26 protein-coding genes and 2 pseudogenes are annotated in these 24,648 nt (G+C 56.9%); 9 read left to right on the plus strand and 19 right to left on the minus strand.

The features are described from left to right. A partial coding sequence (locus Q1B15_RS02355) for a hypothetical protein (protein ID WP_299749735.1) occupies window positions 1-191 on the minus strand: 191 nt, incomplete at its 3' end. Between Q1B15_RS02355 and Q1B15_RS02360 the strand changes: the two are divergent. Beyond that, window positions 171-629: pseudogene (locus Q1B15_RS02360) on the plus strand (DUF2145 domain-containing protein). The gene Q1B15_RS02355 and the pseudogene Q1B15_RS02360 overlap by 21 nt on opposite strands. Window positions 630-815: 186 nt before the next feature. On the opposite strand, the gene Q1B15_RS02365 reads toward Q1B15_RS02360, so the two are convergent. The 3 genes from Q1B15_RS02365 to pip form a co-directional block, all read right to left on the minus strand. Then, window positions 816-2,027 carry an MFS transporter gene (locus Q1B15_RS02365; protein ID WP_299749548.1) on the minus strand — a complete coding sequence of 404 codons (1,212 nt, stop codon included), beginning with the start codon at window positions 2,025-2,027 and terminating at the stop codon, window positions 816-818. Between the two features lie 264 nt (window positions 2,028-2,291). Next, on the minus strand, window positions 2,292-2,927 hold the full coding sequence (locus Q1B15_RS02370; protein WP_299749583.1) for a CAP domain-containing protein: 636 nt from the start codon (window positions 2,925-2,927) through the stop codon (window positions 2,292-2,294). Window positions 2,928-3,084: 157 nt separating this feature from the next. Beyond that, window positions 3,085-4,059 (minus strand): prolyl aminopeptidase, encoded by a 975-nt coding sequence (gene pip / locus Q1B15_RS02375; RefSeq protein WP_299749586.1) that lies wholly within the window; start codon window positions 4,057-4,059, stop codon window positions 3,085-3,087. Between the two features lie 75 nt (window positions 4,060-4,134). Between pip and ubiG the strand changes: the two genes are divergently transcribed. After that, window positions 4,135-4,878 (plus strand): bifunctional 2-polyprenyl-6-hydroxyphenol methylase/3-demethylubiquinol 3-O-methyltransferase UbiG, encoded by a 744-nt coding sequence (gene ubiG, locus Q1B15_RS02380; RefSeq protein WP_299749589.1) that lies wholly within the window; start codon window positions 4,135-4,137, stop codon window positions 4,876-4,878. Here ubiG and Q1B15_RS02385 read toward each other — a convergent pair. The 4 genes from Q1B15_RS02385 to Q1B15_RS23290 all read right to left on the minus strand — a co-directional run bounded on the left by Q1B15_RS02385 (window position 4,853) and on the right by Q1B15_RS23290 (window position 7,154). After that, window positions 4,853-5,326, minus strand: a complete 474-nt coding sequence (locus Q1B15_RS02385; protein WP_299749592.1) for a MarR family winged helix-turn-helix transcriptional regulator — start codon at window positions 5,324-5,326, stop codon at window positions 4,853-4,855. The two genes, ubiG and Q1B15_RS02385, sit on opposite strands and share 26 nt — an antisense overlap. Then, window positions 5,323-6,156, minus strand: coding sequence for a carbon-nitrogen hydrolase family protein (locus tag Q1B15_RS02390; RefSeq protein WP_299749727.1), 834 nt, complete (start codon window positions 6,154-6,156; stop codon window positions 5,323-5,325). Before Q1B15_RS02390 ends, Q1B15_RS02385 begins: the two co-directional genes overlap by 4 nt. A gap of 4 nt (window positions 6,157-6,160) precedes the next feature. Then, window positions 6,161-6,418 carry a glutaredoxin 3 gene (gene grxC, locus Q1B15_RS02395; protein WP_299749595.1) on the minus strand — a complete coding sequence of 86 codons (258 nt, stop codon included), beginning with the start codon at window positions 6,416-6,418 and terminating at the stop codon, window positions 6,161-6,163. A 532-nt stretch (window positions 6,419-6,950) separates the two neighbouring features. Then, window positions 6,951-7,154, minus strand: a complete 204-nt coding sequence (locus Q1B15_RS23290; protein ID WP_366141654.1) for a double zinc ribbon domain-containing protein — start codon at window positions 7,152-7,154, stop codon at window positions 6,951-6,953. 23 nt (window positions 7,155-7,177) lie between these two features. Between Q1B15_RS23290 and Q1B15_RS02400 the strand changes: the two genes are divergently transcribed. Both Q1B15_RS02400 and hemH read left to right on the plus strand, forming a co-directional pair. Next, a complete protein-coding gene (locus tag Q1B15_RS02400; protein ID WP_299749598.1) occupies window positions 7,178-8,020 on the plus strand; it encodes an SAM-dependent methyltransferase in 843 nt (280 codons plus the stop codon). Between the two features lie 82 nt (window positions 8,021-8,102). Then, window positions 8,103-9,191 (plus strand): ferrochelatase, encoded by a 1,089-nt coding sequence (hemH, locus tag Q1B15_RS02405; protein WP_299749729.1) that lies wholly within the window; start codon window positions 8,103-8,105, stop codon window positions 9,189-9,191. A 455-nt stretch (window positions 9,192-9,646) separates the two neighbouring features. On the opposite strand, the gene Q1B15_RS02410 is transcribed toward hemH, so the two are convergent. Further along, window positions 9,647-10,231, minus strand: a complete 585-nt coding sequence (locus Q1B15_RS02410) for a L,D-transpeptidase (RefSeq protein ID WP_299749601.1) — start codon at window positions 10,229-10,231, stop codon at window positions 9,647-9,649. Window positions 10,232-10,391: 160 nt separating this feature from the next. Between Q1B15_RS02410 and Q1B15_RS02415 the strand changes: the two genes are divergently transcribed. Beyond that, on the plus strand, window positions 10,392-10,925 hold the full coding sequence (locus tag Q1B15_RS02415; RefSeq protein ID WP_299749604.1) for a CAP domain-containing protein: 534 nt from the start codon (window positions 10,392-10,394) through the stop codon (window positions 10,923-10,925). Here the strand turns inward: Q1B15_RS02415 and Q1B15_RS02420 are convergent. The 7 genes from Q1B15_RS02420 to Q1B15_RS02450 all read right to left on the minus strand — a co-directional run bounded on the left by Q1B15_RS02420 (window position 10,918) and on the right by Q1B15_RS02450 (window position 19,291). Then, a complete protein-coding gene (locus tag Q1B15_RS02420; protein WP_299749607.1) occupies window positions 10,918-11,415 on the minus strand; it encodes a L,D-transpeptidase family protein in 498 nt (165 codons plus the stop codon). The two genes, Q1B15_RS02415 and Q1B15_RS02420, sit on opposite strands and share 8 nt — an antisense overlap. Before the next feature lie 66 nt (window positions 11,416-11,481). Beyond that, on the minus strand, window positions 11,482-12,699 hold the full coding sequence (locus Q1B15_RS02425; protein ID WP_299749610.1) for an RsmD family RNA methyltransferase: 1,218 nt from the start codon (window positions 12,697-12,699) through the stop codon (window positions 11,482-11,484). Beyond that, window positions 12,700-14,538 carry an ABC transporter ATP-binding protein gene (locus tag Q1B15_RS02430; RefSeq protein WP_299749613.1) on the minus strand — a complete coding sequence of 613 codons (1,839 nt, stop codon included), beginning with the start codon at window positions 14,536-14,538 and terminating at the stop codon, window positions 12,700-12,702. It lies immediately after the preceding gene. Then, window positions 14,535-16,382 (minus strand): ABC transporter ATP-binding protein, encoded by a 1,848-nt coding sequence (locus Q1B15_RS02435; protein ID WP_299749616.1) that lies wholly within the window; start codon window positions 16,380-16,382, stop codon window positions 14,535-14,537. The genes Q1B15_RS02430 and Q1B15_RS02435 overlap by 4 nt, the downstream gene beginning before the upstream one ends. Window positions 16,383-16,550: 168 nt before the next feature. Beyond that, entirely contained in the window at window positions 16,551-17,717 is a 1,167-nt protein-coding gene (locus Q1B15_RS02440; RefSeq protein WP_299749619.1) for a CCA tRNA nucleotidyltransferase, read from the minus strand. Then, on the minus strand, window positions 17,704-18,312 hold the full coding sequence (locus Q1B15_RS02445) for a CoA pyrophosphatase (protein ID WP_299749622.1): 609 nt from the start codon (window positions 18,310-18,312) through the stop codon (window positions 17,704-17,706). The genes Q1B15_RS02440 and Q1B15_RS02445 overlap by 14 nt, the downstream gene beginning before the upstream one ends. Continuing rightward, window positions 18,302-19,291: an Hsp33 family molecular chaperone HslO gene (locus Q1B15_RS02450; protein WP_299749625.1), complete on the minus strand. Its 990-nt coding sequence runs from the start codon at window positions 19,289-19,291 to the stop codon at window positions 18,302-18,304. Before Q1B15_RS02450 ends, Q1B15_RS02445 begins: the two co-directional genes overlap by 11 nt. A gap of 70 nt (window positions 19,292-19,361) precedes the next feature. On the opposite strand from Q1B15_RS02450, the gene Q1B15_RS02455 reads away from it, so the two are divergent. Next, window positions 19,362-19,799: an NUDIX hydrolase gene (locus Q1B15_RS02455; protein ID WP_299749628.1), complete on the plus strand. Its 438-nt coding sequence runs from the start codon at window positions 19,362-19,364 to the stop codon at window positions 19,797-19,799. Here the strand turns inward: Q1B15_RS02455 and Q1B15_RS02460 are convergent. Then, window positions 19,796-20,272 (minus strand): SpoIIE family protein phosphatase, encoded by a 477-nt coding sequence (locus Q1B15_RS02460; RefSeq protein WP_299749631.1) that lies wholly within the window; start codon window positions 20,270-20,272, stop codon window positions 19,796-19,798. The genes Q1B15_RS02455 and Q1B15_RS02460 overlap by 4 nt on opposite strands. Window positions 20,273-20,904: 632 nt before the next feature. On the opposite strand from Q1B15_RS02460, the gene Q1B15_RS02465 reads away from it, so the two are divergent. Together Q1B15_RS02465 and Q1B15_RS02470 are read left to right on the plus strand one after the other, a co-directional pair. Further along, entirely contained in the window at window positions 20,905-21,051 is a 147-nt protein-coding gene (locus Q1B15_RS02465; protein ID WP_299749634.1) for a hypothetical protein, read from the plus strand. A 124-nt stretch (window positions 21,052-21,175) separates the two neighbouring features. Then, window positions 21,176-22,396, plus strand: a complete 1,221-nt coding sequence (locus Q1B15_RS02470) for an argininosuccinate synthase (protein ID WP_299749637.1) — start codon at window positions 21,176-21,178, stop codon at window positions 22,394-22,396. A 14-nt stretch (window positions 22,397-22,410) separates the two neighbouring features. Here Q1B15_RS02470 and Q1B15_RS02475 read toward each other — a convergent pair whose 3' ends face one another. Next, window positions 22,411-23,109 carry an HAD family hydrolase gene (locus tag Q1B15_RS02475; protein WP_299749640.1) on the minus strand — a complete coding sequence of 233 codons (699 nt, stop codon included), beginning with the start codon at window positions 23,107-23,109 and terminating at the stop codon, window positions 22,411-22,413. A gap of 193 nt (window positions 23,110-23,302) precedes the next feature. On the opposite strand from Q1B15_RS02475, the gene msrA reads away from it, so the two are divergent. Then, the gene (gene msrA / locus Q1B15_RS02480; RefSeq protein WP_299749642.1) at window positions 23,303-23,974 is read left to right on the plus strand and encodes a peptide-methionine (S)-S-oxide reductase MsrA; all 672 of its coding nucleotides are present in this window, start codon (window positions 23,303-23,305) and stop codon (window positions 23,972-23,974) included. Window positions 23,975-24,022: 48 nt separating this feature from the next. On the opposite strand, the pseudogene Q1B15_RS23295 reads toward msrA, so the two are convergent. After that, window positions 24,023-24,547, minus strand: a pseudogene (locus Q1B15_RS23295) (PfkB family carbohydrate kinase); the annotation flags it as partial. Window positions 24,548-24,648 lie beyond the last annotated feature (101 nt).

Here is a 24,648-nt window from a genome sequence, read left to right on the forward strand (position 1 = left end):
ACCTTGCCGCCCGTGGCGCGCATGTCGCAATCGCGGCCCGTAAGGGCCGCGACCCTCGCGCCCTGGCTGACGGAATCAAATAAACCCATGTCGCCTACTGGGTGTCCTCGGAGATCACCGAATGAAACGGCGCCAAAAGCTTTGGATACCGGGCCTATAACCTCTACCAATTGGGCGACGATCAGACCCAAAGCCGGCTGATCCAGGACACCCCGGCAGACTTCTTTGCTGGCGCTCAGAGGCTGGATGCCGGGATCATCCTCCCTGACGCCCGGTTACAGCAAAAACTGCTGAGGGTCATCGCAAGCCCGACCTACAGATCGCTTCACAACGCAAACTAGTCGGTTCTTGCGAACCCATCAAACAAACGGTTCCAGAACTGTACCGAGCACACTTTGGATGTTATGATGGCCGCAATCTACAACACGTCAGACCGCGCTCAGATAAAAGCGAACATCGGCGCACACTTCGACGCCCAGGCTGTGAAGATCAGTGGCCTGAAGCGCACCTTTGCCCGCGTCGCGTCTGCTGCGCTGACCACGTCAGATCATGGCGCACAGATTGGCACCGCAACATTCGGGTCCATCGCGCGCTTTATGAAGAAGCACGATCTGGCCGACGAAGTGTAGCGGATCACGCCTGATGCATCCTATCACTTCTGACAAAAAACGGCATTGTCCCAAACTGGGGCAATGCCCGTCAGCACAAGCGCAGGCTGGATAAATGGTAGATCATCTCGGGCGAACGATAGAGTTGGAACACCGCGAAAAGCACGCCCAGCGCCCCTAAGAGGTACATAAAGTGCGTCGTCCGCGTCATGCCACTTTCCCCTCGGGCCGCTCGTATATTGGCCAGTTCAGGGCCGCCGCCAAAAGGCTTAAGCCAATCGCCAGCCCCCAAGCCATATCATAGCTGCCGGTCCGGTCATACAACCAGCCGCCCATCCAGCCACCGGCGAACGACCCAAGTTGGTGCGCGAAAAAGACAATTCCACCCAGCATAGACATGTGTTTTACGCCCCAGACGCTGGCCACCGTGCCGTTCGTCAAAGGCACCGTCGACAACCAGAAAAGCCCCATAAGCGCGCCGAAAACATACGCCGATGCGGCTGTGACGGGCATCAGCACAAAGCCCGCAATCAATGCCCCGCGCGCCAGATATATCCAGCTAAGCAACATCGGCTTGCGCAGCCGGCCGCCCCAAAGACCGGCCAGATAGCTGCCAAGAATATTAACCAGCCCGATCAGCGCCAACACCACGGTCGCAACAGAAACGTCTACGCCCTCGTCCGCAAGAAACGCGGGCAGATGTACTGCGATAAAGACCACCTGAAAGCCGCAGGCAAAAAACCCAAGCGACAAAAGCCAGAAGTCGCGTGACCCGAACGCGCCGGACAAGGCTTCGCGGACCGTCGAGGTGTCGGGCGCGGCTGTGCTTGCCGCGACATCGACCCGCGTAATACCGAAGGCCAGCGGGGCCATCAAAAGCGCGAAGGCAGAGAGCGCCAACAAAGCACCGTCCCAGTCCAGAAACCCAATGAGCCCAAGCGTCATCGGCAACAAGGCAAACTGCCCGAATGACCCGACCGACATGGTGATCCCCATCGCCATGGATCGCTGTTCGGGCCGAACCAGACGACTGATTGCGCCGAAAATCACCGGGAATGTTGTGCCCGCAAGCCCGAGACCTATCAGCACGCCCGCGCCAAGGATAAAGACCACCTCGCCCGCCACCTGAGACATCGCCCAAAGCCCGGCCGCGTAAACAAGCGCCCCAAGGACGATGATCTGTTTTGCACCAAAACGATCCGCCAGCATACCGGCGAAAGGTTGGCTTATGCCCCAGACAAGGTTCTGAAGCGCGATCGAAAACGCAAACGTTTCGCGGCCCCAGCCCTGCTCAAGCGAGATCGGCTGCAGAAAAAGTCCGAAACCGTGCCGGATCCCAAGAGAGAAAAGCAGGATCAACGCGCCGCAAGCCACGGCAAAGCCCGCTCCATTCCATTTCAATGTTTGGCCATCGGTCATGACTGCGGGGATATACCAACTTCTATGCCAAAACCACCCGAGCCAACGCTCCAAAGGTTAACATATTGGTCACAGGCGTTACCGCCCGCGCCAGATGCTATGTGCAAATACGCGACGGCGGATACGGGCACCGACGTGATAGCGACATCGCGATTTTGCACGGTCAACTATGATTTACTGGCTTTAAGACAGGGGCGGTTTGTGTGCCACACCCATCGCAAGGACGCGACGTTGAGGTTTCGGCGTAGACTCAGGCCTCTGAAATTACCCGATGAAGTTCTGTGTCAGCCAGAACTGCCCGCAGTATTGCGCGTTTGGATCAAAGGCGACTGCCGCCGTCGTTGCGCGAACCCGCCTATCAAGGATGTTTTTCCGGTGACCAGGAGAGTTCATCCAAAGCGTCACAACGTGCCGCGCCAAGGTTGCGTAGGAATGTGCGGGAAGCGGCTGTCCATCGTTGGTCCGAAATTGGCAAGCATTTGAATCAACTATTTTAAAGCGACGGTTGTCGATCTGATAGCGATGCACCATCCCGATGTTTTCCGATCCGGTTTTAAATCGAATCCCAGAGTTCTTCACCCGCTGTTTCAGCGTCGAGGCGCCAGCTACCGTGCTTTTGTGGGTTAATTGCTGAGTACGTGCCATCCATTTCGAGTGCTTTTCAGCCTCTCTAGACAGGCGTGAGTTTGCATCTGAAACGCTCTCCAGCCCAGCCCGGCAGCGGTGAAAGTTCACTTCCGTACGGATTGCCTCGTCAAGCAGAGGTTGGTTTATGCCGGCCTGAGGCACGATGGTCTTAGCAGCCGTCGCGGATACATTCCGCGAGCAAGCCTCGGACGCAGTCGCAGCGACACAGGCAAGCGCAACTCCGGCAACAACAGTTGCAATCTTCGATCTCATTCGATGGCCCCTTGTACCTGCCCCCGCGCGCATTTTCGGAGCCAAATGCGGCCAAAGCGCGGCTTTACCTCGGCGCTCGTTTGGAATTTGTTCGGGAAAATGAAGCTCTGGCCGAGCCAGGCCGCGCGTTTTGGCAGTTCCTTGCCAGAACTTCTGGTTAGTTCTCGCGGCGCAGCGCGTCCATTGTGCGGACCAATTCTGCGCTGATCCCCGGCTCGGACAGCGCATGCCCCGCCCTTGCAACAAATGACAATCGCGATCGCGGCCATGCTTCGTGCAGCCGATGCGCCGACAGCGGCGGACAGATCATATCGTAGCGACCCTGCACAATTGTTCCGGGCACATTCTGTAGGGCATCGAGGTTTGCTTCGATCCAACCATCGTGTTCAAGAAAACCAGCGTTGGTGAAATAGTGGTTTTCAAGCCGCGCAAATGCACGCGCGTATTCCGCCGGGCTATCACCCCGCGGGCCATCATTCGCGATAGATGCAAGCGTGTTTTCCCAGCTGGCCCAAGCCCGCGCGAACCGCGTTTCCGTCGCCAGATCACCCGAGAACAGACGCCGATTATAGGCCTCGATCAGATCGCCATGCTCTTGTTTGGGAACAATCGCAGTGAAGCGTGCCCAGACATCTGGCCAGAACGCACCAGCCCCGCCGCCATAAAACCAGTCCAATTCACGCTGAGTCATCAAGAAGACACCGCGCAGCACAAGATGAGACACACGAATCGAATGCGTGATCGAATAGACCAGCCCAAGCGTAGCGCCCCAGCTACCACCAAAGACGATCCACTTGTCGACGCCCAGCTTCTCGCGGATATGTTCAATATCGCGCACAAGGTCCCACGTCGTATTGTTGGTGACGCTTGCATGAGGGCGCGAACGGCCACAGCCACGCTGGTCAAACAGAATGATTCGATAGTGCGTTGGGTCAAAATACCGACGCATCGCAGGACTACACCCGCCGCCGGGACCACCGTGAAAGACAACGACAGGCACTCCGTCCGGGTTGCCGCATTGTTCGACATAGATGCGATGGCCGTCTCCCACGTCCATCATCCGCTGATCGAATGGATCAATCGGCGGATAGAGAAACTGTGACGCACTTTTTTTGTCTGCAAGACGGTCCATGTAAGTTCTATATAATGCGAAAGCCCGGCAATCTATGTCAGTAACGACAGAATTTTTGAAAGGTCCCTAACGCATATGGCGAGTACGAACACAATTGACGCCTCGGAGATCGAGAAATTTCAGGCAATGGCCGCCGAATGGTGGGATCCGAACGGGAAGTTCAAGCCCCTACATATGCTGAATCCGTGCCGCTTGGATTACATCACGTCTCAGATTGCAGCCGAGTTTGGGCGCGATCTGACGTCTCCCTTGCCCTTTAAGGGACTTCGCATCCTCGATATTGGATGTGGCGGGGGTCTTTTGTCCGAGCCTATGGCGCGTTTGGGAGCCACTGTGGTGGGCGCCGATGCCGCCGAGCGCAATATACCTGTCGCAACGCTCCACGCCGAGCAGCAGGGGCTAAACATCGACTATCGGCATACATCTGCAGAAGCATTGGTCGCGGCCGGAGAAACGTTTGATGCCGTGATGAATATGGAAGTGGTGGAACATGTTTCGGACCCGCTTGCGTTTTTGACGGCCTGCCGTGACCTTCTGAAACCGGGTGGGTTGATGACGTGCTCGACGATCAACCGGAACCCGAAAAGCTACGCTATGGCCATTTTTGGCGCGGAATACGTAATGCGCTGGTTGCCAAAAGGCACGCACGAATGGTCAAAGTTCATCACTCCGGATGAGCTTTATGAGCTACTGGCAAAGGCGGGGCTAGATCCAGTTGATCGCAAAGGTTTCGTATTCAATCCGATCACATGGTCCTGGCGGCTGAGCAATCGGGATCTAAGTGTGAACTACGTCACAGCTTCGGTTCGTTCTTCGTAGAAGGCGCGTCGAACCGCTTTCGAATTTCGCGCAAAACAGGCAATGCCTGACGTACTTTTTCATGCCCGGCAGCGTCGACGGCGTCGTTCAGGATAGGCACAATCGCGGAAAGGGCCGCATCGCGCGCGCGCTTTCCAGCCGGGCTGATCGCGACAAACTTGCGGCGCGCATCATCCCAGTCGGGTCGGATATGGACATATCCAGCAGCCTCAAGCCGGCTGATCGTGTTGGTCATAGCGCCTCGCGTAATATGAAACGCACGCGCAAGCTGGGCCGGGGTCCGCTCGGACCCGGTGCGAGACAGATGATTCAGCACCGAGAAATGGCTCAACTCCATTCCCTTGGGCAAGGCTTTTGACAGGCGCGCGCGTGCCAGTTGGTCCGCCATGAATATCTCGCTGAAAAGCGCGATGGCCAGCGGGTCCCCTTTGTCACTGCTATTGTTCATGTTACCGATCTGTAGTTTCGATCATGGGTCAGGCTTGGGAGTCTATTTCTTACATCATCAACTGCGGACAGATTGAGATCAACCACTGTGACACCGGGCAAATCGCCGCCATCGGCCAGAATGTGCCCCCACGGATCGATTGCCAGTGAATGCCCGTAGGTCCGACGGCTGCGTCCTTTGGATGCTGAATGAGTACCACATTGGGCCGGGGCCAGCACAAAGCTTCCAGTCTCGATGGCGCGGGCTCGCAAAAGTGTTTCCCAATGGGCGACACCCGTTTCGGGCGAAAACGCGGAAGGGACCGTAAGAATCTTTGCACCAGCCTGCGCGAGGTGGCGAAAAAGGTGCGGAAATCGCAGATCGTAGCAAATCGTCATACCAAGGCCGGTCCCGCCAATCTGTGCCAAGGAGGCCCGGTCACCCGGCCGATAGCCGTCGCTTTCGAGGTAAGTTTCCGTTTCGCTGATTGACACGTCAAACATGTGGATCTTGTCGTAGCGGGCGGCAATCTGACCATTGGGATCGATCAGAAAGGACCGATTGATAAAGCGTCCATCCCCGTCTGGGTCTTTCAGCGCCAGCGACCCGATCAGTATCCAGATGCTGTGGGCGTTTGCAGAATGTCTCAGTCCGGCCAAGGTGATATCGCTGGCTTCATCTTGCAGAACATCGTGTTGATGTGCGCGGGACATCGAAACGCAGTTCGTCACTTCCGGCGTTAGCGCGAACGTTGCACCCCGCGCGGCTGCTTGGGAAATGTGGGATTGGGTGACCGGAAGGTTGGCCCCGGGGTTATCCGAAGCCGAAAGCTGGATCAGACCTACACGCAAAGCCTCAGGTCGCAAGCAGCGGGTCAAGCTTCCCGGACCGCTCGAGCGCATAAAGTTCGTCACAGCCACCGACGTGCGTTTCGCCAATGAAAATCTGCGGCACAGTGTGGCGGCCATTGGCGCGCGAAAGCATTTCTTGACGACGCTTCGGCTCGCGCGCAACGTCAACTTCAGAGAATGAAATGCCTTTGGACTTCAAAAGGCGCGTCGCTGCATGGCAAAAACCGCAGAAAGGCGACGTATAGATTTCAACGTTGTTCAAGGTCATAGCTCCTTCAGGCTTGACCTTCATTTAGGGAGTCTTGTCGGCTCTTGCCAGCACCAGAATGGAAATCTGTGCTGCGCCTGCCGCTTAGCAAGCCTGCGTGCGTGGATGCAGACAAGGTCACGCCCGACGTCAATGCATCGCCGATCAGCACGGCCTTGCGACCATTCAGATCGTCTTTTCGACTGTTTGCGAGGGAGTTCCCCCTTTGGAGCGTTGCCGAAGAGATCGTCGATGCCCATACCGTCCTGCGGTTTTTGTGCGCGAAGTCCCGATCAGTGCTTCGGGATCGGGCTTAGATCATAAAACTTAGCGACACCCTTCGCGCGGCTTTGCCGCCTGATTGCAGCGGCGTCTTATGAGACGGCTCCACTGAAGCGGCACAGGAACCAAAACGTATCTTGGTCGGCGCCCGCGCGAGCCACCCAGTGACCAGCGATCGCAACGAGATCAATTCGGTCTTCGTGCATGAAGCCCAATACAACACGCGACCGGCATCGCGATATGCCAATGCCACACGGCCCGTTTTTTAAGGCCGTTCCCTCTTAAGGCAATCGTCGCAGCTGTCTGCCGCACCATCGGCGTCACCGCAAAGATCGCAGCTATGTCCGGTTTGAAACGGTATATCTCGCCAAAAAGCGCCACAAAGCGCGCCGTGATCATCAACGAATTTCGAGCACAGAACGCGCTGGTCGGGATAGATCATTCCCACTGCACATTGCATAAACGCCATCTCACCTTACCTTGTTTGTTCCAATGACCGACACACCACGACTGACCGACCGAAGAGCCCTTAAGTTGCACCGCGCACGCGCGGCGCGCAGGCCACAGCTGTTCCTGCTAGACGAAGCGGCTGCTGATCTTGAAGAAAGACTGTCAGAAATTAAGAAAACCTTCACCAAGCCTGCGATTGTTGGGGGCATGCCCGGGCCTTTTCAGGCTGTGTTGCCGCCATCCGTCAGCGTTCTAGACGATGATCTGCTGGATTTGACGCGCGGTTCGCATGATTTGGTTGTTCACGCGATGTCGCTTCATTGGGCAGATGATCCCGTTGGACAGCTGGTCCAGTCACGGCTGGCGCTGGAGCCTGATGGGCTGCTTATTGCAATATTCTTCGGTGGTCAGACCTTGCACGAGTTGCGCACTGTTTTGGCGGAAGCAGAGACGCGGGTAAGCGGTGGGCTTTCGCCGCGTGTTTTGCCGATGGGTGACCTGCGTGATCTGGGTGGTTTATTGCAACGGGCGGGATTTGCGCTGCCCGTGGCCGACAATCGCACGATTACTGTGCGGTACAAAAGCCTGGGCGATCTGATCCGTGACCTGCGTGGAATGGGCGAAACCAATGCGCTTGCCAATCGACATCGCGCTGTGGCGGACCGGCGCCTGTTTCAAGAAGCCGAAAGCCAGTACCGGGCGCATTTTTCCGACGACGACGGGTACCTGCTTGCGACCTTTGAGATGATATTTCTGACAGGCTGGGCCCCGCACGAAAGCCAGCCGAAACCTCTTCGCCCCGGATCGGCGAAAGGCCGACTTTCGGAGGCTTTGGGAACGCAAGAACGCCCAACAGGCGATCACATCGCACCACCGAGACGTTGACCTGGGCTTTATTCCGGTTATTTGACCTGTCAGGGGGAAGACTTTGACCGGAAGACCGCCTAAAATGATTGACGAGAAATCGATGCAGGAAGCCACATTGGCGAACAACGCCCCTCACGATAGCAACCCACATCTCCCCGCGGACCACCCCCCGGTGGCGCGGGAAAAGATCGGCATTCTTGTTGCCAACCTTGGAACCCCGGACGGATATGACTATTGGTCCATGCGCCGATACCTGAACGAGTTCCTCTCGGATCGTCGGGTCATCGACTATAATCCTTGGATTTGGCAACCGCTTTTGCAGGCTGTGATCCTGACGAAACGCCCGTTTTCAAGTGGCGCTGCCTATAAGTCGATCTGGAATGAGGCGCAGGGCGAGAGCCCCTTGATGACAATCACCAAAGCCCAGACCAAGAAAATCAGTGACGTGATGGCCGAACGTTTCGGCGATCAGGTTCTGGTTGATTTCTGCATGCGCTATGGCAACCCTTCGACGCAATCAAAGGTCCGCATGATGGTCGAGCGTGGATGCCGTAAGATACTGTTTTTCCCACTTTATCCGCAATACGCTGGTGCAACGACTGCTACCGCAAACGATCAATTTTTTCGCTCGGTAATGGCCGAGAAGTGGCAGCCGCCAGTGCGGACCGTACCGGGCTATTTCGACCGCCCGTCTTATATTGATGCTTTGGCGCAATCGGTTGAACGAGCCTATGGCGTGATGGAAACCAAACCAGATATTCTCGTGTGTTCCTACCACGGGGTCCCGCAGCGATATTTGATGGAAGGCGACCCCTACCATTGTCAGTGCCAGAAGACGACGCGCCTTTTAAAAGAACGCCTCGGCTGGGACAACAGCGAGATCGTGACCACCTTCCAAAGTCGCTTTGGGCCCGAGGAATGGCTTCAACCCTATACTGTCGAGGAAGTCGCGCGGCTTGCCGAGGGCGGCAAGAGGCGGATCGCAGTGATCGCGCCCGCGTTTTCGGCCGATTGCATCGAAACGTTAGAAGAGATCAACGAAGAGATCCGCGAAAGCTTCGAGGAAGCGGGCGGCGAACACTTCACCTATATCCCTTGCCTTAACGACGATGACGCCCATATCGCGGCGCTTTCAGAGGCAATTGAGGACAATTTGAAGGGGTGGATCGAGTCGCGTCCACTTGGCTAAGCGACCACCCGGTATAGACATCGAACCGACAATAGTGACGGCGCCTTCTGGGCAAGACCCATTTTGCGGCAAACTGTCTCGGAGGCAGTGTTTCCTGGTTGCATCCCCGTTGATGAGAGCCTGAAATCCATAGCGACCCCGCATGGGAAGCCTGGGCTATCGCGCCAAAGATCCGGGCACGTTCTTCGCCACGTCTTTCCTAGGCGGTTGCGGGCAGTCCCCTGAAAACGGGCCTGGTTTGGAACACTCTCATGTGACTCGTCTGTCAGATCAGCAAACCCAACCGCCCGGCCATCGCAGGTGAAGCGGGGGTCATCGCGTGTCATGCGAAAACCTCTCGAGACCGCAGCGCAATACGATGCACTGGGCCTCGGGCCGGAAAAATTCATTGCTCAGAGCAAAACATCCCGCCTGATGGACGCGATGGTGACAAAATCCCGAAGGTTGGCAAGCTGCTAGATCAACAAAACCTGCGTGCCGACCTTGGCGAGATCGTAAAGTTCGGTGATATGTTCGTTATAGAGGCCGATACAGCCGTTGGACGAGCGACGCCCGATCTTGCGCGTGTCGTGGGTGCCATGGATGCGGTAATAGGCCCAGGTCAGGTGCAGCGCCCGGATGCCGAGCGGGTTGTCGGGGCCCGGAGGCATGTAATCCGGCCAGTCTGGGTTGCGAACCTTCATGGCAGGCGTCGGGCGCCAGTCAGGCTCGGGATCTTTCACCACAACCTTGGTGCGACCGCGGCGCGTCAGATCTTCACTTAACGGCACTGATGTTGGGTACAGTTTATAGGTCGACTGTGACTCGTCCCAGTAGTGTAATGCGCGCGATGTGATATCGACGAGGATCGCGCCATTCCGCAAGTTGTCGAAATAGGGCTGCCAATCAAGAGCGCGGAAACTGGAGGCGTTGCGGCGGACGGTCTGCCCGTCCTGCTCGGAACCGTCAATTGACTGCGCCAACGCGGGGGCCGCAAGAACAGATGCGCTTGTTGCGAGAAACGCGCGCCGGTTGAATTTAGGGCTCGAAAAGTCGGTCATTTGGATTCTCTTTGAACAAGGCGTTGCCCTTAACACTAATGCTCCTTTGCAACATCTACAATTCACAGCAGCGTTAGTTGGCCGACTGTGTGACACTTACGTTTGAACCGGGCGAAAGTTCGCTGTATGGCAGTAAAAATTGACCAAAGGCCCTGTATCCATGATCCGCACACTTTTTTCCCTTGCTATGGCGCTTGTCGTTGCTGCTTGCGCGACCCCGGAACTACTGATTGGTCCGGACGGTAAGCCGTTACCGCGGATTTATATAATCGATGATGGCGACACGGCCGATATCCAGTTTCGCGTTTTGGACGGGGTTAACGCGCTTCGAGGTGCATCTGGCGCCGGTCCGGTGCGATTGTCAGCAGAGCTAAATGCGGCCGCCGCCACCCATGCGCGCGATATGTCCGTCCAAAATCGTCCCTGGCATTTCGGGTCGGACGGATCGAGCCCGCTTGATCGGGTTGCACGCGCTGGATATCAGGGCGGCCTGCTCGGCGAAAACATTTCGGAAACGTATGAGACCGAATTGGAGACCCTTTCGGCGTGGATGGAGCAACCTGACACACGCACTGTCATACTGGATTCGCGCGCAAATGATCTTGGCTTCGCCTGGTTTCAGGAGCCGAACGGGAAAATCTGGTGGACAATGATTGTGGGCGCACAGAGCGCAGGCGTGCGGCCGTCTACTTAAAGATCGACACAAAGGTACCGTTTGGAACCATCGCGTAAACTTCTTCCATTTCATCGTTAGAGATGGCGACACATCCCCACGTCCAGTCGGGCTTTGGTTTGCTGATCAGTGTCCCTTCACCGTGGATAAAGATATCCCCGCCCGGGTCCTCCCCCAAAGCTTTTGCCTCGGCGATGTCGTGCCTGTTGGGATAGTCGATCCCGATCGAAAGGTGGAAGCGGCTGTCCGGGTTACGACGGTCAACGCGATAGTGTCCCTCTGGGGTTCTGCCGTCACCTTCGACCTTTTTGTCGCCCGCAGGGGCAAAGCCCAGCGCAATATCGTAGGATCTGAGCGCTTTGTTCCCATGCAAAAGATACATTTTGCGCTTTTCTTTAAGCACAATCACCCGCGTCACTTCGGGACCAGAATAGCTTTGAAACTTTGACGCACAGGCCGACAGTGCCGTTGCCAGCATGCCGAAAAGTGCGAAACGCCTTGTAAATCGCATGATCCTTGCTCGACCCTTTTGCCTCAAACTTCCTATAACGCAGCGAACACTCTATGTGAATCCACTTCATGCAAGCGTCAGTCCTGCCGCCACCTCAACATGAGGAGACCAGCGAAACTGGTCCACAATATCAATCCAATCGAGCCTGTATCCCGAATTCGTTAAGATTGCGGCATCCCGGGCGAAGGTGACCGGGTTACACGAAATCGCCGCAATGCGTTGCACTTTTGCAGCAGCGATTTCATGGATTTGTGCTTCGGCGCCGGCTCGTGGCGGGTCAATCACAATCGCATCAAATCGTTGAAGTTCATCAGGCGTAAGGGGGCGGCGGAACAGATCGCGGCGCTCGGTTGTGACACGCTTGACGCCTGTTGCATGGCGCCAGCCCGCATCGAGGGCGTCGAGAAGTGACTGTTCACTTTCGACGGCGTGAACCTCGGCTGCTAGGGAAAGCGGCAGCGCAAAAGTGCCGCATCCAGCAAAAAGATCGAGAATTTTGCCAGCCCCCCCGACAGCATCTTTGATCGAGGTAAGCAACGCAAGCTCGCCTTCTGCCGTAGCCTGAAGGAAAGCACCTGGCGGAACAGGAACCGGGGCTGTCCCCATACGCAAAATGGGGGCCACGCGTTGCGCAATGACCTCGTCATCCCAGCTTATCCGGGCAAACCCTGCCGTGTTGGATATCTCGATCAAGACTTGCCGTAAATCGTTATCGAGCGGCTTACCATCGGTTACGGCAACGTCTAATCCGGTGTCAGTATCTGTCACGGAAAGCCGCAGCGAGCTTTTGCGCGAGGCGCCGATACGCGTGATATCTTCAAGCGCGGGCAGTGCTGCGAGAAGTGATGGCCTCACGATCTGGCAGTCGGGAACAGCGATCACAACGTCACTTGCGGGCCCATGGAAGCCGACGATTGCGCCCTTCTTCGTCCGGCGACCTGTAAAGGCGGCGCGGCGGCGCGATGACGCGGGCGATGTGTGGAGGCGACGCAAGGGCGCCGACAGACCGACAGCGCCCAAAGCGCGGGTTACAACATCTTGCTGCCATCCAGCCACAAAGGCATCCGAGGCGTGCTGCAAAGCGCAGCCACCGCATGTTTTGTAGTGCCGACATTTCGGTGAAACACGGTCCGAAGACGGCGTAACAATCCGCGGTGCGGTAAGGCGAGTGCCGTCCAAATCACCTTCAACCGTTTCACCAGGAAGGGTCCGGGACGCAAAAATCGGGCCATGCGCAATGCCATCGCCCTGGTGTCCAAGTCGCTCAATCGTAACTTTAGTCATCTATTCTGCGGCCTCCCGGACCCCGATAAAACCGCCAGACTGACGCTGCCAAAAGCGGGCGTAGAGGCCGTTGGCCTCGAGCAATTCGTCATGGGTGCCCGCTTCCACAATGCGGCCCTCGTCAAGAACAACAATTCGATCCATGCGCGCAATGGTCGAAAGGCGGTGGGCGATGGCAAGAACGGTTTTGCCTTCCATTACAAGATCGAGCGCGGTTTGAATTGAAGCTTCGACTTCGGAATCGAGCGCACTGGTCGCCTCGTCCAGAACCAGTATTGGCGCGTCCTTCAGAAATGCGCGGGCCAACGCGATACGCTGCCGCTGTCCACCCGAAAGCTTGACGCCGCGCTCGCCAAGATGCGCGTCGTAGCCTGTGCGGCCCTTATGGTCCTCAAGGCCCAGAATAAAGTCATGGGCCTCGGCGCGGCGAGCGGCCGCTTCGATGTCGGCCTCGCTTGCACCGGGCTTGCCATAAAGGATGTTGTCACGCGCCGCGCGATTAAACATGGCGGTTTCCTGAGTGACCATGCCGATCTGGCGTCGAAGACTTTCCTGTGTAACCTCCCGCACATCATGTCCGCCGACGAGCACACGGCCGCCTTCTGTATCGTAAAGCCTGAGCAGAAGCGAAACGAGTGTTGACTTGCCCGCGCCCGAAGCGCCAACAATACCAAGTTTTTCGCCCGCCTGGACATTTAGCTTGATCCCTTCAACGCCACCGGTCTTCCGGCCATAGGCGAAATTGACGTCGTCGAACTGGATCGATGGCTCGATAGTGGCGAGGACTTTTGCATCGGGGCTGTCGGTCAGGGTGCGCGGTGGCGTCAGAGTGTTCATGCCGTCCTCGACCTCACCGACGTTGGCGTAAATCGCCATCAGCACGTGGCTTACCCAACCCGTCATCTGCGCGATCCGAATTGAGATCGCGCCGGCAGCTGCAATGTCACCTGCGGTCGCGGCGCCTTGGCTCCAGAACCAAAGCGTGCCGCCGATCAGCATCACGGGCACCATTCCTGCGACCGCCATCAGACAGAAGCGGAACGTTGCTGCTATAATACCGTAGTCCAAAGCGCGCTCGCGGAAACTGCGGACAGCCTCGGTCGCGGCGGTCTCTTCGTGGGCGTCGTGCGCGAAGAGCTTCACCGTTTTGACGTTTGTGATTGTGTCGACGATCTGCCCCGTAACCATCGCGCGAGCATTTGCGCGGGCTTTTGACCGTTTGCGGATGCGCGGCATAAACCAGCGGATCATCAGCAAATACAACAACAGCCAAGCGCCAAGCGCCAAGGCCATCCAACCGTTTATCGAGGTGAGCAGCAGTGCAGACGCGATAAGCGAAGCAATCGCAAAGAATAGGACGTTGATAACCTCGCCCGCGACATCGGTCAGGGCGCGCGCGGTTTGCATTTGCTTCTGGGCGATGCGCCCTGCAAAGTCATTGTCAAAAAACGTGACCGCCTGCCCAAGCGTCCAGCGATGGAGGCGCGTCAGAACAAGCGGGTTGAGGTTTGGCAATACAACGACGGCGTTGGCCAGAGATGACAGGCCAAAGAACAGCGGACGCGCTATGACAAAGAAGCCAAGCACCAGAAGCACGAGGCTCCAATTGGCGTTTAAAAAATCGCTTGGATCCGATCCGATCGCCGTGTCGATCACATGTCCAAGCAGGATCGCTGACATAACTTCAAGTGTGCCGGCTGCCGCAGAGATCAGGCCCGCGATCAAAAGTATCGGGAAGGACCCGGCAAGCGCCCAGCGAAAAAATGCGGCCAGGGTGCGCGGCGGATCGGCCTCCGCCGGCTGGAATGCGTCGATAAGATTTCCCGCGCGACGGATCATTCGGCTGCCTCGACTTCTGTCCTGATAAACCCGCCCGATTGCCGGCTCCAGAACCGGGCATATAGCCCGTCTTGAGCCAATAGCTCGCCGTGGGCGCCTTGTTCAACGATGTGTCCTGCGTCGAGAACGAGAATCCGATCCATCTGCGCGATAGTAGACAGACGGTGAGCAATCGCGATCACGGTTTTGCCCGCCATCATGCCGTAGAGCGTTTTCTGAATCTCGGCCTCGACCTCGGAATCAAGTGCGCTGGTTGCTTCGTCCAGAATGAGGATGGGCGCATTTTTCAAAATAACGCGCGCAAGGGCGATCCTTTGGCGCTGACCACCGGACAGTTTCACACCGCGTTCGCCGACGTGCGCATCATAGCCAGTGCGTCCCTCAGGGTCCTCGAGAGCCAGGATGAACCCATGCGCTTCGGCGCGATGCGCGGCCTCAATCATGTCGGTCTCGCTCGCCTCTGGTCGGCCATAGAGGATGTTGTCGCGGACAGAACGGTGCAAGAGCGAGCTATCCTGTTGGACCATACCGATGTGGGCGCGAAGGCTGTCTTGCCTAACTTTTGTGATGTCCTGATCGTCGACCGTTATGACACCACTGTCAGGATCGTAAAACCGCAACAGAAGCTTCACGAGGGTCGATTTCCCAGCGCCTGACCGCCCTATAAGACCGATTTTTTCGCCGGGATTAATCGTTAGGTCGATCCGGTCAAGGCCACCTGTTTCTTTGCCATAGTGGTGCGAGAGCGATTTCATCTCGATCCGCCCATCCGTAAGTTTAAGCGGCTCAGCGCCTCCGGCGTCGACCAGCGTGATGGGTTCAGCGATGGTTTGCATTCCCTCGGCGACAACGCCGAGATTTCGAAAAAACGACGAAAGTGACCACATAATCCAGCCGGTCATTGCGTTCAGACGCAGAACCAGAGCGGACGCGAGCGCAACGACGCCGATGGACGCCGCGCCAGTTGTCCATAGCCAGATGCCCCAGCCAACAACAGCAACGATAAGAAACCCGTTAATCAGGGTCAGGAAGACATCCATGATGGTGTAGAGCCGCATTTCCAATTGGAATGTGACGCGCGAATGCTCGATTGCTTCGCGGGCATATTCGCGCTCGACGTCTGTATGCGCGAACATCTTGACGGAATGGATGTTGGTATAGCTGTCAACAACGCGCCCTGTGACCGCGCTTCGGGCATCGGATGCGGCCTTGCTGGCCGGGCCAACGCGCCGCACAACCCAACGCACCAGCATCAGATAAAGCACCAGCCAAATCGCCAGCGGAATCATTAGCCGTGGATCTGAGCCTGACAAAAGGATGAATGCGCCGCCAATATAGGCGATGGAATAGGCCATCGCGTCAAAAACCTGAAAGATCGCCTCGCCTGCGGCTGGTGGTGTTTGCATGATCCGGTTTGCAATGCGTCCCGCAAAATCATTTTCGAACCACCCTACGGATTGGCGCATTACATGGCTGTGCGCGCGCCACCGGATCAGCGTGCCGAAATTTGGCAGGATCGCGTTATTGAGAAACCCCACGTCTATTGCTTGAATAATCGGGCGCACGATCAGCAGGAACAGCGCAAGCATCAGCATCTCGACACCGTATTCGGCCCAGTATGTATCCGGATCGGTATCCGTCAGCGTATCAACAAGACGGCCGAGGTAAGCAATGAGCCAGATCTCAATCAGCGCGCTAAGCATGGTCAGCACGCCGGTTACGGCAAAGACCCTTTTGAAGGGCTGGCAGTAATCCCAGATGAATGCCCACAGCTTTTGGGGTGGCCGGTCGGTGACGGGATACGCGCAATAGGGATCAACAAGATTTTCTAGGTATCGAAACATGGCGGGCGCTCCGGGAGGTCGGGCAAAATGGCAATATGACAGGGTTGGCGCTGCGCGAACCCAAAACAGGATTGGGCCGGTTAGCTATCCGGGATGCAGATCCTGTAAATCATAGTGCGCCCTCCTTATTCGACCTGCCCGTCGTACCCGATTGCGGCCTGCCTGTCATCACTCTTTCAGGGCAATCTCAAGCAAGGCCTCCCGATCAAGCCCAAAATCGCTTTTGATCCAAGCGGTTTCTGCCCGTTTTAAAGCGGCCCCAAGCGCTGGTCCTTGGAGGCGGTCCAGCAGATCGCGGGCTTTTAGGGGGAACTCAGCTTTGGCGGCACGCTCGATCAGCGACGCTGTATTTGGGGCCAAAGGTTGTTCTGTCAAAGCCTGACGCAGCAAGATGACGCTCCATGCGACGGACGTGCCGTGCCGCCATGCGATTTCCGAAAGTCCGGTTAAGTTTGAGACAAAATCGGTGAGCTGATTTCGCTTTTTCGCGTCCGAACGAGACAGCCTAAGGCGATCCGTGGGGTCCAGACCGCCCAGCGCAGCAAGGCGCCGCAGGGGATCCGGCGGCTGAACAGCCTCGCCTTCAAGGTGGACCAGCGGCGCGACCCATTGTAAACTTGCGCCGGGCAAAATGGCGCTCAAAGCACCGGTCGAAAACATGCCCGCCAAGGCGGGCGCCGGATCGTTTGCCGCGAGAAGCTTGAGCATTTCGGCTCCGACCCTTTCGCCGGCAAGGCTGTCGAGCCCTTCGAGATTGCTTGCAATCGCGGCCAGCGCGTCGGCGTCGAGACCTTGGCCGGGATCACCATATTGCGCGTGAAACCGAAAAAATCGCAGGCTTCGCAGGTAGTCCTCTTTGATCCGTGCATCCGCGTTTTCGATGAAGCGAACCCGACGGGCAAGAAGGTCGGGCAGGCCATTGAGCGGATCCTGAACGCCCCCTGCTGCATCTACGTAAAGGGCATTCATGGTGAAGTCGCGGCGGCGGGCATCCTCACGGATATCATTTGTGAAAACCACAACCGCGCGTCGGCCGTCGGTTTCAATATCGTGACGAAACGTTGTGACTTCGAATGCAGTCTTGCCAGAGACAAGCGTGACCGTGCCGTGCTCAAAGCCTGTGGGAATGGCCTTCAGCCCGGCAGATCGCGCAAGCCGAGTGGTTTCTTCTGGCGTTGCTGACGTCGCGATATCGATGTCGCTGACGGGGACACCCAAAAGAGTATTTCGCACACACCCCCCAACCGCAAACGCCTGATGGCCCGCAGCGGCAAGCACCGTGAAAACACGCTGGGTATCAGCGCTGTTCAGCCAGTCTGCGTCAATCCGCTTCATCCGCCATCCGATCAGCTAAGGCGCACAACATGCGCGCGGTTGCCCCCCAGATGTAATAGGGTCCCCATGGCACCGTAAAGTAGGCGCGCCGGGCTCCTCGCCAGCGGCGCGACTGGACCGAATAGCGAGACCGGTCCAGAACATGCGCAAGCGGAACCTCGAACACCTCCGCGACCTCACCCGGCTCTGGCAGGAGTGTGACTGGTTTCTCGACAATCGCCAATACAGGTGTGACTTGAAAACCGGTGACCGTTTCGTGGGACGGCAGAGCGCCGATCACGTTTACCGCTTGCACAGGGAGGCCGATCTCTTCTTGTGCCTCTCGCAAGGCAGTTGCTGTGGCATCGGCATCGCCCGCGTCAACTTTGCCGCCAGGAAAGGCAATTTGCCCGGGGTGGTGTTTTAACGTCGGCGCCCGCTTGGTCAGCAATAGGGCTGGGCCTGACGGCCGATCTGCAAACGCCACCAAAACAGCGGCTGGGCGCAGCAGCCGCCCTTCGGGCAGCAAGACATCCGCGTTCAAGTCGTAGTCAGATGACGTATGTCCTGGTTTTGCCAGCGCCAATTCGAGGCGCTGGCGCAAATCACAAGTCATTTTCTTCGGCTTCAAACCCCAGCGTTTTTGGATCGAATTCGTAGTGTGATCCACAAAACTGACAATCTGCGGTCACGATACCATCGTCTGTCGTCATGTGGCCGATGTCTCGCGCCGAATAGATTGAAAGCGACTGGCGCACCCGATCAGAAGAGCACGTACATCCAAACACGACCGGCTGCGCATCAAAAACACGTGGCCCGTCCTGATGGAAAAGTCGCACCAGCAAGTCGGTCGGCTGAACAGTCGGACCAATCAACTCAATCTCTTCCGCCGTATCGAGCAGCACATTGACGTGAGTCCAGTTCTCGGACTCATCGCCCCCAAGCACATCATCCGCCAACAAAAGCCCCCCCTCGCCAGACCCTGCGTCGGCCACAGAGGGTGAGGCTTTTGGCATCTGCTGAACCATAATGCCGCCTGCACGCCAATGCATGTCTTCGCCCGGCGATTGTGTTTGACCAAAGCTTAAAGCAAAGCGCGTCGGCAGCTGTTCGGACTGCGCAAAATAAGTTTCGGCACAGGCCGACAGTGATCCCCCTGCAATCGGTGTTATTCCTTGATAGGGGACCGTGCCTGCGCCCTGATCGATGAGGATGGCAAAGTATCCATTGCCAATTTGGCTGAAAGGGTCTGCGGTCAGATCAAGTCTGTCCTCGTCATAGCTGGCATAGGCGCGGATGCGCGCCGGCGCGCCGTCGTTGGTCGGGCCATAGTAGTCCGTGGCGATCAGCCTAGCTGGGCCGTCACCGCGAATTTGAATTGACAGCTTCCAGCGAAGCTTGATTGTCTGGCCAATGAGGGCAGTGAGCAGAGTGGCTTCAGCCACCAGAGCTTCAATTAGGGTGGGATAATCATGCTGCGAGAGCGCTTGCTGAAGCATCCCGTCCAAGCGCGCGACGCGGCCGCGAGTGTCGGTGCGGTCAAGCTGGAACGGCAGGACTGTATCGTCCCAGGCGATTTTTGATCCGATATTCATGGGGTTTCCTTACGCAACGCGCGGGTGCATACCGCGACTATATAGGGGCTGCAAGGCGAGGACCAAGGGCATGATCCCTCGAATGGGAGAACCGGTCTTGTCCGGCCAACGATACAGGCGGCGTCCGGGCATCTACGCGGTGCTACTGCGCGGCGATGCTGTGCTGATGACCTATCAATCTGAGCCTGAGCCTGAAATCCAGCTACCGGGCGGCGGTATTGATCCCGGAGAGCATCCTATTCCGGCACTTCACCGTGAAGTTTTTGAGGAAACCGGATGGCGGATTGATAAGCCTCGTAGGCTTGGGGCATTCCGAAGATTCACCTTTATGCCCGAGTACGATCTATGGGCCGAGAAGGTTTGTCACATCTACTTGGCGCGGCCCGTTTTGTGTCTTGGGCCGCCGCTGGAGGCAGCACATACGGCTGTTTGGATGAGCCTACCCGACGCGGTTGACCGTGTTGCAAATGAGGGTGACCGGATTTTTTTGGAGCGGTGCATTCGTTAGCTCAGAGCTAATCGTTCAAGGACAGCTGCTGACAGATCATCGCAAAAATCTGCGCGCCCAGAAACACCAGACAACCCGTCTTGCAGCGCTTCAACAAACTGAAGGCCGCGCCTTACAAACACTTCAATAAAAAGCTCTTCGAGGCCTTCATCGTCAAGAAGCGCATCATCTGCGTAGCCCATGCATTTGGGGATCCCGTCCGAGCAAAGGCGGTCTCTGGTTTCCAGTCGACTCTGAAATGACGAAACCTCGGCATTGGGAATAAGGCCGATGGGCATGCAGAACGAAGATGCGTATTCTATACCTCCATCAGCGCGGGGAATGGCCGGGCCTGGGCGGCCTGCCAGTGAAAGTGTCGCCACTCCAGTGCTTGGGTCGGCATCCGCCAGGATAATCGTCAGATACCTATCGGTCCCAATCTCGGCGACAAGTCGGTCGTTTAGCGCGGTGTACATTAGGTCTGGCGGACGCACCGTTCGATTGCCCTGTTCGTCTCTCGCCAATGCAAAGTTTCGGGCGGGCGGCGCCAAATTAAGAAAGTCTTAAGGGGCTTTGACGGGAAGTCGTCCGCGCCGCCGTCAAGTCCGAGAATGCCGGCAATACGTCGGACGGCAATCGCGGAAATCCTTCGACACCTCGCGCATCAAGGCGAACTAAAATGAGCGGTCAACCTCTCGTGGGACGTCCGGTGGCGGAATGGAGAGTTTCTTCGGCAAGCTAACCGGAAAGGACAAGCGTGCGGCCAAAACGACAAAACCCGAAAGGCCAGCGAAGCTACGGCAGGTCGCGAAGAAGAAGAAAAGACTGAAGACGGCGCGTTTCATTCCAGCGCGTTGGGAAATATAAACGGCGCGCTTAGCGCAAACATCAATGCCGTGCTGGCCCATATGCGGAACGGAAACGAAAATGGTCCCGTGGGCCATGTCGCCGCGTTGGCCGCTGCAACCGCCAGTGCCGAAGCGGGTCAAGTATTGTTGGATCGCGCAGCACTTTTTGATCTGCTTGCAAATTCGTCCTGCGGCAGCGGGGAAGAAAACTATTCTGCGATTGATGGGACGACGGGGAGATAGGGCGGACGCGCGAGGAAGACCAACTTTTATCTGACTTGCAAAGTCGCTTCTCTGAGCAGGATCGGATCGCCAAACAGGAAGCCGTCGACAACGCCGTCGATGATCTGGGCGGCGAAGACGCGTGCGGCAAAGCGGAAAACCGTTGCCTGACCGACGATGAGGTTGCCGACCTTTCACAATAGCATCTGCCAAAGCCACAACGAAGGGGCGGCCTCCGCCGCCTTTTCTTGTCTTAGACACCGGCTTGTTACCGGCTGGAAAACCCCTTAAACGCACGCCAATATTACGCAAAACCGGGGGAATACCATGTCCGCGCCGAAGAAAGTTGTCCTGGCCTATTCAGGCGGCCTTGATACCTCGATCATTCTGAAGTGGCTTCAGACAGAGTACAATTGCGAGGTCGTGACATTTACGGCGGATCTTGGACAGGGTGAGGAGCTTGAGCCCGCGCGAAAAAAGGCCGAGCTACTTGGTGCGTCTGAGATTTATGTCGAGGACCTTCGCGAAGAATTTGTGCGTGATTTCGTGTTCCCTATGTTTCGCGCGAACGCTCTGTATGAAGGGTTGTATCTTCTTGGGACATCCATCGCGCGACCACTTATTTCCAAGCGCCTGGTTGAAATCGCGGCAGAAACGGGTGCAGACGCCGTTTCTCATGGAGCAACCGGCAAAGGCAATGATCAGGTTCGTTTCGAGCTGAGCGCCTATGCCCTTAACCCGGACATCAAGGTGATCGCGCCTTGGCGGCTTTGGGATTTGTCGAGCCGCACGAAGCTAATTGATTTTGCTGAGAAAAATCAAATTCCAATTGCGAAAGATAAGCGCGGCGAAGCTCCGTTCAGCGTTGATGCAAACCTGTTGCACACGTCATCGGAAGGCAAGGTTCTTGAGGACCCAGCTGGAGAAGCGCCGGACTATGTATATCAGCGGACGGTGAACCCGGAGGATGCGCCGAACGAGCCGGAAATTGTCGAAATCGGTTTTGAACAAGGCGATGCCATCTCAATCAACGGCGAGGCGATGAGTCCTGCTACGATCCTTACAAAGCTGAATGAACTAGGCGGGAAGCACGGTATTGGGCGGCTTGATCTGGTTGAGGGGCGCTTTGTCGGAATGAAATCTCGCGGGATTTATGAGACGCCGGGAGGAACTGTTCTGCTTGAGGCGCATCGTGGGATTGAGCAGATCACCTTGGACCGGGGGCAAGCGCATCTGAAGGACGAGTTAATGCCGCGATACGCAGAGTTGATTTACAATGGCTTCTGGTTTTCGCCGGAACGCGAGATGCTTCAGGCCGCGATTGATCATACGCAAAAACATGTAACTGGAACAGTTAAGCTGAAACTTTATAAAGGCTTGGCACGTACGATCGCACGCTGGTCCGATCATTCGCTTTACTCGGAAGCCCATGTCACCTTCGAAGACGATGCCGGCGCCTATGATCAAACGGATGCACAGGGCTTCATTCAGCTGAATGCCTTGCGGTTGAAGCTCTTGGCGGCGCGTGAGCGGCGGTTGAAGAAGTAGGCGGCGGTAATCGCCTATAATTTCTGAGATTCGAGCAGCCGGTAGTAGGGTAGCGCCTGTTCTGACAGGACGGCAGCTTGACCGGCTAGATTTGGCAGGTCGCCCTCCCTTCCCGCGAAGCCTTTGGATTCGTGCACAGACTTATACCAGTGCGGCGCCCAGGCTCCGTCGTATGGCTTGGGGCCTGCCGGCCACGAAAGCATGGCCGGATCCCAGCCTAGATCTATGGTCTTGCACAGTTTCTTCAACATGCCCTCAGGGTCACTGCGAATATCATCGCTGTCGATGATGGGGCCGGGGAAGCGCTTGAAGACTTCAGTTTGTTGTTTGAAGCCAATGTCTTGAAGTGTCGGGTTCTCTCTTTTCGCCGCGTAGCTCGCGATCACGCGGGCGGGGTGGCGGATGAGGTGAACGTTCACGCAGTTATTTGCCCAGCTCATCGGAAACCCATCGCACATATGGAAGCCCATATGCTTCATATACCAGTGTTTTTTGCCGTTCGGCACAGCGCCCTCAATGCGGGCGGCGACCAGATCGGCGTTGGTTTCGTGCGCGGAAAGAACCGCTTCTCGCATAGGATGAGTAATTCCGGTTGTTTTCAGGTAAGGGGCGTAAAATGGTTCGTCCCATGAGGCGAAGTCTGCCCTGTTTCCAAAGGCATACATCATTGCGCTTGAGAGGTTGCGCGGGCCACTCCACATCGCGATCTTCATTTGCGGTAACGCGTCATTTTAACATCGGTATTGCGTTGGTGCATGTGTTCGGACTTTTTCGGTTTCGTTTCGTTGACGCTAAGCCGTGGCAAGGCATGAAACAACTCTCACATGACTGCGACATCACGCGGGGGTGAATTGTGCATAAACCCTCCACAAGACAGAGTGGCCCAAGGTTAAAAAAGGACACGCCATGTCAATTGCAATGCACTCCCTGAAAGCGCCCCTGTTGGCCGTTTTGATTATGCTTGGTGCCGCCATCCAGTGCGGCAGTGCGAAAGCCGCCGCGACCGAAAAGGCGTATTTCGCGGGGGGCTGTTTCTGGTGCGTTGAATCTGATTTCGAGCGGGTGCCGGGCGTTGCTGAAGTTGTATCGGGCTTTACGGGCGGGACGACCAACAACCCCACATACAAGCAGGTGACTAAGGGCGGCACGGGCCACTATGAAGCGGTGGAAATCCAGTACGACCCTGAACGCGTGAGCTATGAGCAACTTCTTCATGCGTTCTTCCGCTCGGTTGACCCGACGGATGGCGGGGGCCAGTTTTGCGACCGCGGTGACAGCTACCGCACCGCAGTATTCGTCTCTAATCCAGCGGAAAAGGCAGCGGCCGAGTCTGCGCGAGCGCGCGCGCAGAGTGATCTCGGCAAGCGTATTGTGACGCCGATCCTTGATGCGTCCGCTTTTTATGAAGCGGAGGCCTACCATCAGGATTATTACAAAGGCACGGATATCGTGCTGACTCGGCGTGGTCCGAAGTCTAAGACGAGCGCCTATAAATTTTACCGGGACGGCTGCGGGCGCGACAAAAAGGTTCTGGAGCTCTGGGGTGATGATGCCGTGTTTGTTGCGCCGAAAAGCTAAGAGGTAAACGCCTCGGCGTTCGACAGCGGGGGGTCGCGTCAGTGATCCCTTTTTCGTGACCTTTAGTGCCGCATCGCGGCTTGCCAGAACCAACGTTGCGCGCGGCATGTCGCCCCGCGCCAGACCTTTCGCGAGATGGCCTGTAAATGTGTCGCCCGCCCCGGTCGTGTCACCCGGCGTTACGCGGACTGCTGGCACGTCAAAGCTTTGGTGGTTTTCAGTATCAGTCCAGCGCGCGCTCTGCCCGACGCGTGATGACACTATTGGGCGAGTCGCGTGAGAAAAGAGCCTATTGCGGGACTTTTGCAGCTGTTGCGCCTCAATCTCGCTCAAAAGTAGGGTGTCGATGAAAGGTAGGATCGCCTCGGCAGCGGCGGCGTCAAAGGCTACGGTATAGGAAAAGACACGCAGCCCCATGGCATTGGAAGTGCGCGCGGCCTCCGACTGCAGGTTTGTTTCGTTCTGGATTAACAGCACATCGCCAGGGTGGGCAGTTGCGGATGTGTTTTTAAGATTGCTAGCCGTTAGCGCCCGCAAGGATAACATTCGCATTCTCGCCGTGTTTTGCCGCATTGATAATGACGTGGCCTGTCGTATGGGTTGGTTCGGAAAATATGAGCTGCGGCAACCGACTGGTTCGCCCCTTTGCCGTCACGTCCCATGCTATAGGCCGG

The organism is uncultured Boseongicola sp. (assembly GCF_937988555.1).
Taxonomy (GTDB): domain Bacteria; phylum Pseudomonadota; class Alphaproteobacteria; order Rhodobacterales; family Rhodobacteraceae; genus Boseongicola.

What these genes read in the sequence shown, in the direction of transcription:
- Q1B15_RS02440 (WP_299749619.1), bottom strand. Translation starts at nt 17,717, where the DNA reads ATGAAGCGGATTGACGCAGACTGGCTGAACAGCGCTGATACCCAGCGT.
- Q1B15_RS02410 (WP_299749601.1), bottom strand. Translation starts at nt 10,231, where the DNA reads ATGACCGACTTTTCGAGCCCTAAATTCAACCGGCGCGCGTTTCTCGCA.
- Q1B15_RS02435 (WP_299749616.1), bottom strand. Translation starts at nt 16,382, where the DNA reads ATGTTTCGATACCTAGAAAATCTTGTTGATCCCTATTGCGCGTATCCC.
- Q1B15_RS02425 (WP_299749610.1), bottom strand. Translation starts at nt 12,699, where the DNA reads ATGACTAAAGTTACGATTGAGCGACTTGGACACCAGGGCGATGGCATT.
- pip (WP_299749586.1), bottom strand. Translation starts at nt 4,059, where the DNA reads ATGGACCGTCTTGCAGACAAAAAAAGTGCGTCACAGTTTCTCTATCCG.
- Q1B15_RS02470 (WP_299749637.1), top strand. Translation starts at nt 21,176, where the DNA reads ATGTCCGCGCCGAAGAAAGTTGTCCTGGCCTATTCAGGCGGCCTTGAT.
- Q1B15_RS23290 (WP_366141654.1), bottom strand. Translation starts at nt 7,154, where the DNA reads ATGGCGTTTATGCAATGTGCAGTGGGAATGATCTATCCCGACCAGCGC.
- hemH (WP_299749729.1), top strand. Translation starts at nt 8,103, where the DNA reads ATGCAGGAAGCCACATTGGCGAACAACGCCCCTCACGATAGCAACCCA.
- Q1B15_RS02475 (WP_299749640.1), bottom strand. Translation starts at nt 23,109, where the DNA reads ATGAAGATCGCGATGTGGAGTGGCCCGCGCAACCTCTCAAGCGCAATG.
- Q1B15_RS02385 (WP_299749592.1), bottom strand. Translation starts at nt 5,326, where the DNA reads ATGAACAATAGCAGTGACAAAGGGGACCCGCTGGCCATCGCGCTTTTC.
- ubiG (WP_299749589.1), top strand. Translation starts at nt 4,135, where the DNA reads ATGGCGAGTACGAACACAATTGACGCCTCGGAGATCGAGAAATTTCAG.
- Q1B15_RS02455 (WP_299749628.1), top strand. Translation starts at nt 19,362, where the DNA reads ATGATCCCTCGAATGGGAGAACCGGTCTTGTCCGGCCAACGATACAGG.
- Q1B15_RS02445 (WP_299749622.1), bottom strand. Translation starts at nt 18,312, where the DNA reads ATGACTTGTGATTTGCGCCAGCGCCTCGAATTGGCGCTGGCAAAACCA.
- Q1B15_RS02400 (WP_299749598.1), top strand. Translation starts at nt 7,178, where the DNA reads ATGACCGACACACCACGACTGACCGACCGAAGAGCCCTTAAGTTGCAC.
- Q1B15_RS02450 (WP_299749625.1), bottom strand. Translation starts at nt 19,291, where the DNA reads ATGAATATCGGATCAAAAATCGCCTGGGACGATACAGTCCTGCCGTTC.
- Q1B15_RS02420 (WP_299749607.1), bottom strand. Translation starts at nt 11,415, where the DNA reads ATGCGATTTACAAGGCGTTTCGCACTTTTCGGCATGCTGGCAACGGCA.
- Q1B15_RS02430 (WP_299749613.1), bottom strand. Translation starts at nt 14,538, where the DNA reads ATGATCCGTCGCGCGGGAAATCTTATCGACGCATTCCAGCCGGCGGAG.
- Q1B15_RS02365 (WP_299749548.1), bottom strand. Translation starts at nt 2,027, where the DNA reads ATGACCGATGGCCAAACATTGAAATGGAATGGAGCGGGCTTTGCCGTG.
- msrA (WP_299749642.1), top strand. Translation starts at nt 23,303, where the DNA reads ATGTCAATTGCAATGCACTCCCTGAAAGCGCCCCTGTTGGCCGTTTTG.
- Q1B15_RS02370 (WP_299749583.1), bottom strand. Translation starts at nt 2,927, where the DNA reads ATGAGATCGAAGATTGCAACTGTTGTTGCCGGAGTTGCGCTTGCCTGT.
- Q1B15_RS02415 (WP_299749604.1), top strand. Translation starts at nt 10,392, where the DNA reads ATGATCCGCACACTTTTTTCCCTTGCTATGGCGCTTGTCGTTGCTGCT.